Genomic DNA, 13100 nt, shown 5'->3' on the forward strand with positions numbered 1-13100 from the left:
CGGGCCGCCGGGCGGGGCCCGGGCGCGGATCAGCCGCGCTTCTGGAGGGCGGCCAGGCGGTCGTTGTAGGCCGTGAGCTCGGCCTCTCCGGTGCGGTCGGCCTGGCGGTCGCGGCGCTTGGTCTCGCGGGCGTCGGAGCGGCTCCACATCATCGCGACGACGATCGCGAGCGCGAGGGTGGGGATCTCGCCGATGCTCCACGCGATGCCGCCGGCCGCCTGCTGATCGGCGAGCGCGGAGGTGCCCCAGCCCATCGCTCCGTACCAGTCGGCCAGGAGCAGCCCCTCCCCCGTCATCAGTGCGAGGCCGAAGAAGGCGTGGAACGCCATGGTGCCCAGCAGCAGCAGGAGGCGCATCGCGTAGGGCACGCGGTGCACGCTCGGGTCCACTCCGATCAGGACGCTGACGAAGAGGTAGCCGGTGATCAGGAAGTGGACGATCATCCACTCGTGGCCGATGTGGTCCGTGGTGGCCCAGCGGAACAGCGGGGAGTAGTAGAAGCCCCAGAGCGACCCGACGAACAGCAGCGCGGCGACGATCGGGTGCGAGATCGCGGTGGCGAAGCGCGAGTGAACGGCGAGCAGCACCCACTCGCGGGCGCCGCGGGAGCCGTCGGAGCGGCGGGCGGCGGCGCGGGCGATGAGCGTGACCGGTGCCGCCGGGACGAGCAGCAGCGGCACCGCCATGGTGAGGACCATGTGCGAGAGCATGTGGGCGCTGAACAGGTACTTCTCGTACGCGTTCACCCCGCCGTTCGTGATGTAGGCCAGGAGGAGCATGCCCGCGATCCAGAGGATCGTGCGGTGCAGGGGCCAGCGGTCGCCGCGGCGGTGCAGGCGCACCACTCCGGCGACGTAGAACGCGATGGCGAAGGAGCAGACCAGGAGCCAGACCAGGTCGATGTTCCAGAGCGTGAGGAAGTTCATCGCGCTCGCGGGCGGCGGCAGGGGCTCGCCCGTCAGCAGCTGGGCCGGGGTCGGATCCGTGAGCTGGCTGGCGGCGATCTGGTCGACCGGGGTCGCGGTGCGCGCGAGAGCCGCGGCGACTCCGGACGCGATCCCCATGAAGGCGATCTCGGCGCCGACGAGCCACCAGAAGCTGCGGCCGCCGACACCGCCGGCCTTCCGCATCCGCTCGATGAGGTAGCGGCGCTGCAGCACGCCGAACAGGCCCAGCGCGACCAGCGCCGCGACCTTGACCAGCACGAGGATCCCGTAGCCGGTCAGCAGGTTGTCGAGGGTGGCGAGCCGGAGCTCGGCGCTGACGTAGCCGGACGCCGCGACCACGACGAAGCTCACGAGCGCGAGGCTGGAGTAGCGCTCGATCACGGGCAGCAGGCGGGAGCCGCCGAGCAGGGGCCGCAGGGCGATGACGGTGATGAGGCCGCCCAGCCAGATCGCCGCGAAGACGAGGTGCAGGCCCAGCGCCGTGACGGCGGCGTCGTGCCCGCTCGCTCCCGCCGCGTGCCCCTGCTGCGCCATCGGCAGCAGCGTGAGCAGGGCCAGGCCCGTGACGAAGACGAGCGCGGTCTGGTTGCGGACGGCGAAGCAGAGGACGGTGACGACGGCCGCGAGCAGCGTCGTGATGAGCCAGGCCTGGCCGACCTCGATGCTGCCGATGAAGTAGCTGAGCTTGGTGCCGAAGTCGCGGTCGAGGCTCAGGGGCGTCTGCGTGACGTTGAGGAAGGTGAGGAACCCGGTCACCGCGCTGGCCGCCGCGAAGAACGCGGCGCTGGCGGCGGCGACGTCGAGGGCGATCGAGAACTCGGTGCGCGGCTCGGGCGCGGCCTCGGCGGGCGCGGGGCGCGCGGGCGCGACCGCGGTGCGCGTCGATCCGGCGCGGGAGGAGGACTGGCCGCCGCGCGAGGACTGGCCGCCCCGCGCGGAGGCGTGAGCGGTCGAAGATCGGGACGAGGATCGAGCGTCGCGGGCGGCGGCGGCGCGGGGGCTCAGCGCGAACAGCGTCAGCACGAGCGAGCCGATCATGCCCGCGGCGCCGAGATTGACGGCCAGCTTGGCGATCGGGAGGCCGTAGCGGACCACGGGGCCGGGATCGTTCAGCAGCGGAGCCGCGGCTCCCCCGCCGAAGGCCAGGGCCGCGAGGAGGGCGACGAGCGCTGCGGCGACGAGCACGAGCGCAGGGCCGACGATCCGGACGGTTCGATTCACCGGTCCAGCCTACGTTCCGCGGCTGATCGGCAGCCGCGTCCGCGGACGATCGGCAGCCGCGTCCGCGGACGACGACGGCCCCGGCGCAGTGCCGGGGCCGTGTCGGAGGGCGCGACTACTTCGCGGCGGCCTTGAGCTTGGTGCCCGCGGAGACCTTGACCGAGTGGCCGGCGGCGATCTGGATGGTCTCGCCGGTCTGCGGGTTGCGGCCGGTGCGCGCGGCGCGGGAGGTGCGCTCGACGGCGATCCAGCCGGGGATGGTGACCTTCACGTCGTTCGACACGGAGTCGGCGAGGGTGGTGAAGAGCGAGTCGAGGACGCCGTTGACGGCGGCCTGGCTCTGGCCGGAGTCGGCGGCGATCTTCGCGACGAGCTCGGTGCGGTTGAGCGACTTGTCAGCCATGGAGTGTCCTCCCAGGACGTTCTCGCTGTCGGAACAGCTGGTTTCGATGGATCGTCCTCGGCCGGGGACGGACGTCCTCAACCGGTCGGACCGTCGGTAACCTACCAGCCCCGCCCCGGATCTCCGGCGATTCCGGCCCCGAGACGCCCGGAACGACGCCGATCGCGCCGGTCGGTCCCTCCACAGGAGGCGCTCGGCGCCTCTCGTCCACCGATCCGCCGATCGCCTCTCCGCAGAGTCCGCCGCCTGACGAGGATCGGCTCATGACGACGACGGCACTCCTCCCTCCATCCGCTCCGGCCGACGCGGCCCTCCCCCGGCCGCCCCGGCGGCACCCTCCCGCTCGCCGGCCGTACGAGCCCGGCCTCGCCGCGCTCGCGCTGGGCCTGCTCGCGCTCGCGTCCTCCGTGCATCCGCTCTGGGCCCTCCCCGCCGTCGCCGTGGCGGTCGCCGCGGTGATCGCGTCCGTGCGGGCGCTGCGGTGGGCGGGCGAGCGGAGGAGCGCGGTGGCCGGGCTCGCCTGCGCGGCTCTCGCACTGCTCGTCTGCTCCGTCACGGCACCCGCCTCCGTGCGGGCGGGCCTGGCCGTGCTGGCCTGGATCACCGCCCTGCGGCCCGGCCCGTGAGCGGGCGCGGCTCCGGTCCAGCCCGCCTCGCTACAGTGACGGCGGTCCGCGCCCGAGCGGGCCGGGAGGACGGCCACGATGGCTCAGACGGACGGTTGGATCTCGACGGCGATCTGGTGGCACGTCTACCCGCTCGGCTTCACGGGCGCCGAGGCGAGCGCCTCGGAGGGTCCGGGTCCGGACGACGAGCCGCAGCACCGCCTCCGCGCCCTGCTCCCCTGGCTCGACGACCTGCTGGCGCTGGGCTGCAACGGGCTGCTGCTCGGGCCGGTCTTCGCCTCCTCCACCCACGGCTACGACACGGTCGACCACTTCCGGATCGATCCCCGCCTCGGCGACGAGGCCGACCTCGACGCGCTGATCGCCGCGTGCCGCGAGCGCGGGATCCGGGTGCTGCTCGACGGGGTCTTCAACCACGTGGGACGGGAGCACCCCTGGTGGCGTGCCGCCGTCGCGGCCGGCGAGGGCTCCCCCGAGGCGGCGCGCTTCTCCCGCAGCGAGCGGTCGCAGGAGGTCGACGGCCTCCGCGTCGACGTGTTCGAGGGGCACGACGCCCTGGTCGAGCTCGACAACGGGAACCCCGAGGTCGCGGAGCACGTGTCCTCCGTGCTCGCGCACTGGCTCGAGCGGGGCATCGACGGCTGGCGGCTCGACGCGGCGTACGCGGTCGCGCCGGCGGCCTGGCACGCGGCGATCGACCCGGTGCGGCAGCGCTTCCCCGACGCGTGGTTCGTCGGCGAGGTCATCCACGGCGACTACACCGGCTACGTGCGGGAGTCGGGGCTCGACTCGGTCACGCAGTACGAGCTCTGGAAGGCCGTCCGCAACTCCCTCGAGGAGGCGAACCTCTTCGAGCTGGCCTGGTCCCTGAAGCGCCACGACGACTTCGTCCGCGAGTTCCTGCCCCTGACCTTCGTCGGCAACCACGACGTGACCCGGATCGCCAGCGCCGTCAGCGACGAGCGCCACCACGGCCACGCCACGGCGATCCTCGGCTTCGTCGCCGGCGTGCCGAGCATCTACTCCGGCGACGAGCGGGGCCTGCGCGGCGTCAAGGAGGAGCGGATCGGCGGCGACGACGCGATCCGCCCGGAGTTCCCGGCCGAGCCCGCCGAGTGGCCGGGCGGGGAGGCCTACCGGGCCCACCAGGAGGTCGTCGCGTTCCGCCGACGGAACCCGTGGCTGGTCGGCGCGAGCACCCGCACGGTCGACCTCTCCAACACCGCCGTGATGCTCGTGGCGGAGGGCCCGGAGGGACGCACCGCGCGGCTCGCGCTGAACATCGGCGACGAGACGGCGACCGTCGGCGGCGTCCAGGTCGCTCCCCACTCCTGGTCGCTGCACGACTGACCCGGCGCGCGGGCGGCCCGGCAGTGCGCGACGGAGCGTCGACCTCCGGGGGCCCGTCCTCTACGCTCGGGCGCATGCCGAGACCTGCACGAGGACCCTTCGACGGGCGAGCCGACTCGATCGACGACGCCGGGATGCCGGCGTCCGGACTCGAGCAGGCGTTCGCCGCCCCCGTCGACCCGGAGAGCGACCCCGGACCGGGCGAGAGGAGCGGCCTGTCGAGCCGCATCGCCCAGGAGCTGCTCGAGGACGGCTTCGGCCTCGACGCGAGCGACGAGGAGCCCCCGTCCCGCGCCGTGGAGATCGACGATCCCGCCCGCGCCGTGGGTGACGATCCCGCCCACCCCGTGCACGGCTCGATGTCCGGCGAGTTCGAGCGCCGCTGAGCCCGGCCGCCGTCGGTCGGTCGTCGACAGCCCGGCGGCACCGCTCCGCCCGCCGGCCGTCGTCACCCCGCCGGTACCGCGCCGCCGGCCGCCGGAGCCGGGTCCGGGCCGGCCGCCTGCAGCTCGGCGAGGAATCCGGGCCGGAGCACGCGTGCCTCGATCGACGCGGCTCCCGAGGTCCAGCCGTCGCCGAGCGGACGCTCGGGCGTGAGCAGCACGTGGCCCGGCGTCCCCGCTCGGCCGAGGGCGGCGGCGACGCGGCCCTCCGGATCGTAGAGGGCGTGGTCGACGAGCGGCCCGTAGACGGCGTGCACCGCGAAGTCCTCGCGGCTGCCGAGGAGGACGGGCAGCAGCTCCTCGCCCGGGCGCAGGCCGTGGGGCCACCAGCGGAAGCGCTCGACGAGCGCGTGGCAGGCGGCGCACGAGGGCGAGAAGAAGACGAGGTGCGTCGCCGGGCGGGACAGCTCCTCGAGCGTCAGGAGCTCGCCGGCCACTGTGACGAACGCGAGGTCGGCGGCCGAGAGGTCGCCCTCGGGCGCGCGCCCCGGCGCGGACTCCCTGTCGGCTGCGGACAGGCGGGCGGCCGCCCGGACGCGAGCGGCCGTCGACGCCGCAAGGCGGTCGCGCACCAGCACGAGCGAGACCGCGGCGAGAGCGGCGGCGAGCCCGGACGCCGCCGCCGAGGCACCGCCGCCGCCGAGCAGCGCGGCCGGAGCGAGCCCGCCGAGGGCCCCGGCGACCGCGAGCGCGAGCAGCACCGCGTTCCTCGCGACGGTGTGTCCGGTCATCCGTGCCGAGCCCAGCCCGCCGAAGCACTCGCAGTCGACGTCCTCCGTCGCGCGGACCGCACGGACGGCGACGACGAGGAACACGGCGTCGAGGAGCGCCACCGGCACGAGGGCGGCACGGTGCGCCGGAGCGGGCGCCAGCACCACCGCGGCGCCCAGCGCGATCTCGACGACGGGGAAGGCGGCCGCGAACCAGCCGCGGCGCCGGAGGAGGAGGGGGACCCCGAGCGCCTCGAGGCTCGCCCGGAACCGCTCCGTGCGGCCGAGCTTCAGGGCGCCGCTGACGACGAGCACCGCGCCCGCGCACCACGCGGCGATCGCGAGAACCGCCTCCAGCATCCGTCGCCCTCCTCGCTCGGCATCGACCCGCACAACGCTACCGGCGCGGACCGGCCTCCCGCGGCCGAGACGGGGAACGGGGCGGAGACGGCGCGATCCGGCGCGTTCCGCCCTCCGGACGAGCCGCTGCCGGCACATCCGGCGCCCGGATCCCTCCAGGCGGGGCGCCCCCGGGCTCCCTCCCGGTCCCGGACGGCCGCTCCGCCGTACACTGCGAGAGGATCGGAGGGGTCATGCGGGGACGGCGAGCGCGCGACGAGCGGCACGGCACGGCGGCGAGTCCGCCTGCGGCCGCCGCTCCCCCGGCTGCGGTCACGGCTCCGGCCCCCTCGGACTCGCCGGACGACGCCTCGGGCGACGTCTCGACCGGGATGCGGATCGCCGCCGCCTGGTCGTGGCGCTTCCTCGCCGTCGCCGGGCTCCTCTACCTCCTCGTGCGCCTCGTCTCGCTGCTGCCCGTGATCGTCGTGCCGGTGCTGATCGCGCTGCTGCTCACCGCGCTCCTCACCCCGCTGCGGAACCGGCTCGAGCGCCTGCGGCTCCCCCGCCCGCTCGCGGTCCTGGTCTCGATCGTCCTGATGCTCCTCCTGCTGACCGGCCTCGTCGGGCTGGTGATTGTGCAGTCGCGCTCCGGCTTCAGCGGAGTGGGGCAGCGCGCTCTCGACGCGGTCGACGGCGTCGAGGCGTGGCTGCGGAGCCCGCCGCTGTCGTTCTCGGACGTCCAGCTCTCGGACTGGGCGCAGCGCGCGGTCGACTGGGCCGACGCGCAGGCGTCGACGATCGCGTCCGGGGCCCTCGCCGTCGGCTCCCAGCTGGCCGAGGTCTTCGCCGGAACCCTCCTCACCCTGTTCTCGCTGATCTTCCTGCTCCTCGACGGCCGCCGGATCTGGCACTGGTTCCTCCGCCTCCTCCCCCGCCGCGCGCGCCCCGCGATGGAGCGCGGCGGCGCCGCCGGCTGGCGGACCCTCAGCCAGTTCGTGATCGCGCAGCTCGGCGTCGCCGGGATCAACGCCGTCGGCATCGGCATCGGCGCGCTCGCGCTGCAGCTGCCGCTCGTCGTGCCGATCGCGATCGTGGTGTTCCTCGGCTCGTTCGTCCCGATCCTCGGCGCGATCGTGACCGGTGCGCTCGCCGCACTGGTCGCTCTGCTGTTCAGCGGGCCCGTCGCCGCGCTGGTGATGGTCGGCGTCGTGATCCTGGTGCACCTGCTCGAGGGGCACGTGCTGCAGCCGCTCATCCTCGGGACCGCCGTGAAGGTGCATCCGCTCGCCGTGGTGCTCGGAGTCGCGACCGGGCTCGAGGTGGCCGGGCTCGCCGGGGCGCTGTTCGCGGTGCCGACCATCGCGACGCTGAACGCGGCGGTCACCGCCATGCGGGCGCGCGCGCCCGGCGCGGAGTGAGCGCGTTCGATCCGGCCGCCCGACCCGGATCGACGGTCCTGCCCGCCCTCGCCTGCCCGGTCTGCGGCGGCGCGCTCGCCCCCGATGCGCTGCCCCGCCCCTCCTCGCTCCGCTGCCCCCTCGGGCACAGCGCCGACCTCGCGCGTCAGGGCTACGCCTCGCTGCTGCGCGGGAGGCACGCGACCTCGGGCGACACCACGGCGATGGTGCAGGCCCGCGCCGACCTGCTCGGCTCCGGCCACTACCGGGTGATCCAGGACGCGGTCGCCGCGGCCGTCCCCGCCGACGCGCGGCTCGTGGTCGACCTCGGCTGCGGCACCGGGGCGTACCTCGCGGCCGTGCTCGAGGCGCATCCGGCGGCGGACGGGCTGGGCCTGGACCTCTCGGCCCCGGCCGCCCGGCGCGCCGCCCGCGCGCATCCTCGGGCGGCGATCGCGACCGCGGACCTCTGGCAGCCCCTCCCGCTGGCCGACGCCTCCGCCGACGCGCTGCTCACCGTCTTCGCGCCGCGGAACGCCCCGGAGATGCGGCGGGTGCTCCGTCCGGGCGGCGTCGCCGTCGTCGTCACTCCGCGCGAGAGGCACCTGCACGAGATCCGCGAGCGGTTCGGGATGCTCGGCATCGACGCCGGCAAGGCGGAGCGGCTCGACGAGCAGCTGGCGGGGTTCGCGCTCGAGGAGCGCACCGAGCTGGACACGACGGTGCTGATGAGCGTCGACGAGCTGCGCGCCGAGGTGCTGATGGGGCCGAGTGCCCACCACGTGGATCCCGAGGCGCTGGACGCGCGGCTCGCGGCGGTGGAGGGGACGACTGCAGTGACGGTCGCGGTCACCGTGTCGCGCTTCGTGCGCGCGGAGTAGCGGCGGGCGCGCCGTCGGCCCCGCGTCAGTACGTCTCGCGCAGGCGCTCCTGGTCGACCACCGCTTCGCGGTCCGCGAGGCGGCGCAGGCCCGCGAGGGGCTGGGCCATCCGGTGGTTGCCGCGGAGGACCGGCTCGGCCCGGTCGAGGAAGGCCCAGTACCCGGCGGTCACCGGGCAGGCGTTCTCGCCCAGGCGCACCTTCGGGTCGAAGCGGCAGCCGCCGCAGTAGTCGGACATCCGGTTGATGTAGGCGCCGCCCGAGGCGTACGGCTTCGTCGCGACGACGCCGCCGTCGGCGTGCTGGGACATCCCGATCACGTTCGCCGGCATCACCCACTCCGTGCCGTCGACGAAGACGTCCACGAACCAGTCGTTGAGCTCCGCCGGATCCCACCCCCGCTGCAGCCCCCAGTTGCCGAGCACCATCAGGCGCTGGATGTGGTGCGCCCAGCCGTGCCGGTGCACGTCGTCGAGCGTCTCGTGCAGGCAGTTCGCCTCGATGCCGCTCGGGTCGAGAGCGAGCAGCCCGGCGGGCAGCGGCGTGGAGGCGCCGAGCGCGCGGCTGCGGTTCCGGTACTCCGGCCCGAGGTGCCAGAACAGGTTCCAGACGTAGTCGCGCCAGCCGAGGATCTGGCGGATGAACCCCTCCGTCGCCGCGATCGGCGCGCCCCCGGCGGCGTACTCCGCCTCGGCCGCCTCGACGACCGTCCGCGGATCGAGCACGCCGAGGTTCATCGGGGCGCTGAGCAGCGAGTGCGCCATCGTCCAGTCGCCCGAGAGCATCGCGTCCTCGTAGGTCCCGAAGTCGCCCAGGCGCGACGACACGAAGTCGGCGAGCGCCGCCTCTGCCTCGGCGGGCGTCGCGGCGAAGCGGCGCGGACCGTCGGCGCCGACCAGGCGGACCGCCCCCTCGGCCTCCCAGCGCGCGAGGTCGGCGCGCACCTCCTCGTCGATGTCGTCCTCCTCCGGCCACCACGGGTCGGGCAGGCCGAGCCGGGAGGCGCCCTTGGGCGGAGGCTGGCGGTTGTCGTGGTCGTAGTTCCAGCGGCCGCCCTCGGGCTGGTCGCCGCGCATCAGCACGCCGGTGCGCTCGCGGCTCCACCGGTAGAAGTCCTCCAGCAGCAGGCGATTGCCCGAGCGGGAGAGCGTCCACTCGCGGAAGTCCTCCTCGGCCGTGATGAAGCCGCGGCTGGGCAGGACGCTCATGCCGAGCCTGCGGGCGAGGCGGCGGCCGCCGCGGGTGGGCGGGTCGATCACCTCGAGGTCGTCGCGCCCGGCGAGGGCCTCGCCGAAGGTCTCGGAGCGGACGTACTCGGCGCGGTCCCCGAGCTCGCGGGCGCGGTGGCGGAGCGCCGACAGCAGCAGTTGCGCCTTGGCGCGGTGCATCGGGCGGCGCCCGAACGCCGATCGGGCCTCGACCAGCAGCATCGGACCGCCGTCGTCGAAGGCCGGTCCGAGCTGGCCGATGACGCTCCAGCGGGTGCGAGGGGGTCTGCTCATCCTCGGAGGCTAGGCGGGCGGATCCGGCACCGGTAGGAGTTGCGCGGCACGGATGTGCAGCCGCCACGTCTTGCACCCCCGCCCCCGATGCAGAAGTCTCGGAGCGAGCGCGGCGGATCCGACCGCGCACCGACGCGACGAAGCGAGGAGGCCGCCATGGCCCACCACGACCACGACAACGAGCACCACGAGGGTCACGAGCACCACGACCACCACGAGGGTCACGACGAGCACACCGCCGGCCACGGCCGTCACGTCGCCGAGGGCACGAGCACCGAGGACACCGAAGGCGGCGAGTACACCTCGACGGAGGGCGTCTCGCACACCGCCGGCGAGGCCGAGGGCAGCTACGTCGACACCTCGGTCAACGAGCAGAGCACCGCCGACAAGGGCAGCTACGTCGACACCAGCGCCGCGGGCACCTCCGCCGAGGGCGAGGGCGAGTACACCGACCGCGACGAGTGACCCGCGCCCGGGCGCCGCGCGTCCCGCCGGGACACCGCGCTCCGGCCGGTGTCCCGGCGGGTGTCCCGGCGGGGAGCCGGCGCCTCGGCGGGACACGGTGGTCCGCCGGCCCTTCAGGCGGGCTTCAGCGGGGCCGCGGCTAGCCTGGGCTCGCGCGAGGCCCCGCGCGCCGAACCCGGGGAGGCCGCCATCCGCATCCTGGTCGTCGACGACGAGATCAACCTGCTCCGCGCCCTCGAGACGGGCCTGGAGGCCGAGGGCTTCGCCGTGGACACCGCCACCACCGGCACCGACGCCCTCTGGTACGCGCAGGAGGCCGACTACGCCGCCATCGTCCTCGACCTGATGCTCCCGGATGTCAGCGGCTTCCGCGTCTGCGAGCGGCTGCGCGCCGCCGAGGACTGGACCCCGATCCTGATGCTCACCGCGAAGGACGGCGACCTCGACCAGGTCGAGGCCCTCGACACCGGCGCCGACGACTACCTCACCAAGCCGTTCTCGTTCCCGGTGCTCGTCGCGCGGCTGCGCGCCCTCATCCGCCGCGGAGCCGCCGAGCGGCCCACGGTGCGCGTCGTCGGCGATCTCGTGCTGGATCCGGCGTCCCGGAGCGTCGAGCGGGGCGGAGTCGCCGTGCCGCTGACCGCGCGCGAGTTCAGCGTCCTCGAGTACTTCGTCTCGCGGGCGGGCGAGGTCGTCTCCAAACGGGACGTCCTCGGAGCCGTCTGGGACTTCGACTACGACGGCGACCCGAACATCGTCGAGGTCTACGTCCGCACCCTGCGCAACAAGATCGACCGGCCCTTCGGCCGCGACACCCTCCGCACCCGGCGCGGGGCGGGCTACACGCTGGTGGCCGGGTGAACCGCCGGAGCCTGCGGACCCGCATCACCGCGGCCGCGACCGCCGTGGTGGCCGCCGCCGCGCTCCTCGGGAGCGTGCTCTTCGTCCTGGTCCTCTCCTCCGTGCTCGCCTCGAGCGCCGCCTCCGCCGCCGACGCCGAGGCGGAGCGGGTCGCGGCGCTGGTCGAGCAGGGCGGCCCGGAGGCCGTCCGCGGCTCGGAGGGACTGGTCCAGCTCGTGGTCGACGGGCGGGTGACCGCCGCGGGCGAGGACGCGGAGGACCTCCCTCCGCTCGCGCTGGCCGAGAGCGACGACCCGGTCACGGTCGACGTGGACGACGAGGGGGCGGTGGTGGTCGCCGCCCGCGAGCTCGACGACGACTCCCTCGTCGTGGTCGGCGTGCCCGACGAGGGCCGCGAGGAGGCGGTGTCCACGACGATCGGGCTGCTCGCGGTCGCCGTCCCGCTGCTGATCGCGCTGGTGGCGGTGGTGTGCGCCGGCGTCGTCGGCCGGGCGCTGCGCCCCGTGGAGCGGATGCGCGCGGAGGCCGAGGCGGTCACCTCCTCCGCCCTGGACCGCCGGATCGCCGCTCCCGGCTCCGGCGACGAGGTCGACCGGCTGGCGCACACCCTCAACCGGATGCTCGATCGGCTGCAGAGCGGGCAGGAGCGGCAGCGGCGCTTCGTCTCGGACGCCTCGCACGAGCTGCGCTCCCCCGTCGCCGCGCTGCGCCAGACCGCGGAGGTGGCGCTCGCGCACCCGGACCGGCTCGACTCCGCCCGGCTGGCGAGGACGGTCGCGGAGGAGTCGGTGCGGCTCGGCGGGCTGATCGAGGGCCTGCTGCTGCTCGCCCGGGCGGACGAGGCGCGCCTGGCCGTGGCGGCGGCTCCCGTGGACCTCGACGACCTCGCCCTCGGCGAGGTGCGGCGCCTGCGCGACTCCGGAGCCCGGGTCGACGCGAGCGGGATCTCGCCCGTGCAGGCGGTGGCCGACGAGGCCCTGCTCTCGCGGGCGCTGCGGAACCTGGTCGACAACGCGGTGCGGCACCGCTCCTCGCAGCTGGCGCTCTCGACCCGGATCGACGGAGCGGAGGCGGTGCTCGCGGTGGACGACGACGGGCCGGGGATCCCGGCGGCGGAGCGCGAGCGGGTGCTCGAGCGCTTCGTTCGCCTCGACGAGGGCCGGGCGCGCGACGCCGGAGGCTCGGGCCTCGGCCTGGCGATCGTCGCCGGGATCGCCCGGGCCCACGGCGGACGGGTCGTCGTCGGCGACTCGGCGCTGGGCGGCGCCCGGGTCGAGGTGCGGGTGCCGCTCGTCCGCTGAGCGGGCGCTTCAGGCCTGCTTCAGCGCCCGACCGCGAGAGTGCTGGAGGCGTCGACGAGCGGCGCCGGGACGGAGCCATCGTGCAGAAGAAGACGAAGATCATCGCCGGGATCGCCGGAGCGGTCGTGCTGATCGGAGCCGGGACGGGCATCGCCTACGCCGCGACCGACGGCTTCGAGGGGTCCGACTCCCTCACCGGCAGCGACCTGGACCGCGCGAGCGAGGCCGCGCTCGCCGAGATCGGCGGCGGGACCGTCACCTCGGCCGAGCGCGACGACGACGGCGCCACCGGCTACGAGCTGGACCTGACCGACCGCGACGGCCTCGAGTACGAGGTGCGCCTCGACGACTCCTTCGCCGTCGTGTCCGTGGACCCCGACGACCGCGCCCTCCAGGCCGGCTCGGGCGACGACGGCGTGCCTGCCGGCGACCCGACCGCGGCCGCCGTGGACCCGGACGACCTCACCGGCGACGACCTGGCCCGCGCGAGCGAGGCGGCGCTGGGCGCCGTCGGCTCCGGGACCGTCACCGAGGCCGAGCGCAGCGACGACGCCGACCACGCCTTCGAGGTGGAGGTCACCCGCGAGGACGGCACGGACGTGGACGTCGAGCTCGACGCCGCGTTCGCCGTGCTCTCGACGCAGGAATAGCG

At 75.1% G+C, this 13100-nt stretch carries 13 protein-coding genes; 9 read left to right on the forward strand and 4 right to left on the reverse strand.

Annotated features, from left to right (window positions below):
* Window positions 1–29 precede the first annotated feature (29 nt).
* Entirely contained in the window at window positions 30–2168 is a 2139-nt protein-coding gene (locus tag C5C35_RS06275) for a bifunctional copper resistance protein CopD/cytochrome c oxidase assembly protein (RefSeq protein ID WP_258066318.1), read from the reverse strand.
* 115 nt (window positions 2169–2283) lie between these two features.
* Window positions 2284–2571 carry an HU family DNA-binding protein gene (locus C5C35_RS06280; RefSeq protein ID WP_056037903.1) on the reverse strand — a complete coding sequence of 96 codons (288 nt, stop codon included), beginning with the start codon at window positions 2569–2571 and terminating at the stop codon, window positions 2284–2286.
* A gap of 263 nt (window positions 2572–2834) precedes the next feature.
* Between C5C35_RS06280 and C5C35_RS06285 the strand changes: the two genes are divergently transcribed.
* From C5C35_RS06285 to C5C35_RS17200, 3 genes are all read left to right on the forward strand, one after another.
* Window positions 2835–3197: a hypothetical protein gene (locus C5C35_RS06285; RefSeq protein WP_104262765.1), complete on the forward strand. Its 363-nt coding sequence runs from the start codon at window positions 2835–2837 to the stop codon at window positions 3195–3197.
* Window positions 3198–3275: 78 nt separating this feature from the next.
* Window positions 3276–4547, forward strand: coding sequence for an alpha-amylase family glycosyl hydrolase (locus tag C5C35_RS06290; protein ID WP_104262766.1), 1272 nt, complete (start codon window positions 3276–3278; stop codon window positions 4545–4547).
* A gap of 74 nt (window positions 4548–4621) precedes the next feature.
* Complete coding sequence (locus C5C35_RS17200; protein WP_146076888.1) at window positions 4622–4933, forward strand: hypothetical protein; 312 nt, start codon at window positions 4622–4624, stop codon at window positions 4931–4933.
* Window positions 4934–4995: 62 nt separating this feature from the next.
* Here the strand turns inward: C5C35_RS17200 and C5C35_RS17205 are convergent, their stop codons facing one another.
* Window positions 4996–6060, reverse strand: coding sequence for a MauE/DoxX family redox-associated membrane protein (locus C5C35_RS17205; protein WP_104260428.1), 1065 nt, complete (start codon window positions 6058–6060; stop codon window positions 4996–4998).
* 233 nt (window positions 6061–6293) lie between these two features.
* Between C5C35_RS17205 and C5C35_RS06305 the strand changes: the two genes are divergently transcribed.
* Complete coding sequence (locus C5C35_RS06305) at window positions 6294–7460, forward strand: AI-2E family transporter (RefSeq protein ID WP_104226121.1); 1167 nt, start codon at window positions 6294–6296, stop codon at window positions 7458–7460.
* Complete coding sequence (locus C5C35_RS06310) at window positions 7457–8320, forward strand: methyltransferase domain-containing protein (protein ID WP_104262767.1); 864 nt, start codon at window positions 7457–7459, stop codon at window positions 8318–8320. Before C5C35_RS06305 ends, C5C35_RS06310 begins: the two co-directional genes overlap by 4 nt.
* Before the next feature lie 25 nt (window positions 8321–8345).
* On the opposite strand, the gene C5C35_RS06315 is transcribed toward C5C35_RS06310, so the two are convergent.
* Complete coding sequence (locus C5C35_RS06315) at window positions 8346–9821, reverse strand: cryptochrome/photolyase family protein (RefSeq protein WP_104262768.1); 1476 nt, start codon at window positions 9819–9821, stop codon at window positions 8346–8348.
* A 156-nt stretch (window positions 9822–9977) separates the two neighbouring features.
* On the opposite strand from C5C35_RS06315, the gene C5C35_RS16930 reads away from it, so the two are divergent.
* The 4 genes from C5C35_RS16930 (at window position 9978) to C5C35_RS16935 (ending at window position 13098) form a co-directional block, all read left to right on the forward strand.
* A complete protein-coding gene (locus tag C5C35_RS16930; protein ID WP_181027115.1) occupies window positions 9978–10286 on the forward strand; it encodes a hypothetical protein in 309 nt (102 codons plus the stop codon).
* A gap of 189 nt (window positions 10287–10475) precedes the next feature.
* Window positions 10476–11147, forward strand: a complete 672-nt coding sequence (locus C5C35_RS06325; protein ID WP_104222956.1) for a response regulator transcription factor — start codon at window positions 10476–10478, stop codon at window positions 11145–11147.
* Window positions 11144–12448 carry a cell wall metabolism sensor histidine kinase WalK gene (locus tag C5C35_RS06330; RefSeq protein ID WP_104262769.1) on the forward strand — a complete coding sequence of 435 codons (1305 nt, stop codon included), beginning with the start codon at window positions 11144–11146 and terminating at the stop codon, window positions 12446–12448. Before C5C35_RS06325 ends, C5C35_RS06330 begins: the two co-directional genes overlap by 4 nt.
* An 80-nt stretch (window positions 12449–12528) precedes the next feature.
* A complete protein-coding gene (locus C5C35_RS16935) occupies window positions 12529–13098 on the forward strand; it encodes a PepSY domain-containing protein (RefSeq protein ID WP_104233065.1) in 570 nt (189 codons plus the stop codon).
* The last annotated feature ends 2 nt before the right edge of the window (window positions 13099–13100 follow it).

Origin of the sequence: Rathayibacter sp. AY1F8, assembly GCF_002932165.1 — a bacterium.
GTDB lineage: Bacteria > Actinomycetota > Actinomycetes > Actinomycetales > Microbacteriaceae > Rathayibacter.

Coding starts and splice junctions, on each gene's coding strand:
- C5C35_RS06280 (WP_056037903.1), bottom strand. CDS start 2,571: ATGGCTGACAAGTCGCTCAACCGCACCGAGCTCGTCGCGAAGATCGCC.
- C5C35_RS06285 (WP_104262765.1), top strand. CDS start 2,835: ATGACGACGACGGCACTCCTCCCTCCATCCGCTCCGGCCGACGCGGCC.
- C5C35_RS06290 (WP_104262766.1), top strand. CDS start 3,276: ATGGCTCAGACGGACGGTTGGATCTCGACGGCGATCTGGTGGCACGTC.
- C5C35_RS17200 (WP_146076888.1), top strand. CDS start 4,622: ATGCCGAGACCTGCACGAGGACCCTTCGACGGGCGAGCCGACTCGATC.
- C5C35_RS17205 (WP_104260428.1), bottom strand. CDS start 6,060: ATGCTGGAGGCGGTTCTCGCGATCGCCGCGTGGTGCGCGGGCGCGGTG.
- C5C35_RS06305 (WP_104226121.1), top strand. CDS start 6,294: ATGCGGGGACGGCGAGCGCGCGACGAGCGGCACGGCACGGCGGCGAGT.
- C5C35_RS06315 (WP_104262768.1), bottom strand. CDS start 9,821: ATGAGCAGACCCCCTCGCACCCGCTGGAGCGTCATCGGCCAGCTCGGA.
- C5C35_RS16930 (WP_181027115.1), top strand. CDS start 9,978: ATGGCCCACCACGACCACGACAACGAGCACCACGAGGGTCACGAGCAC.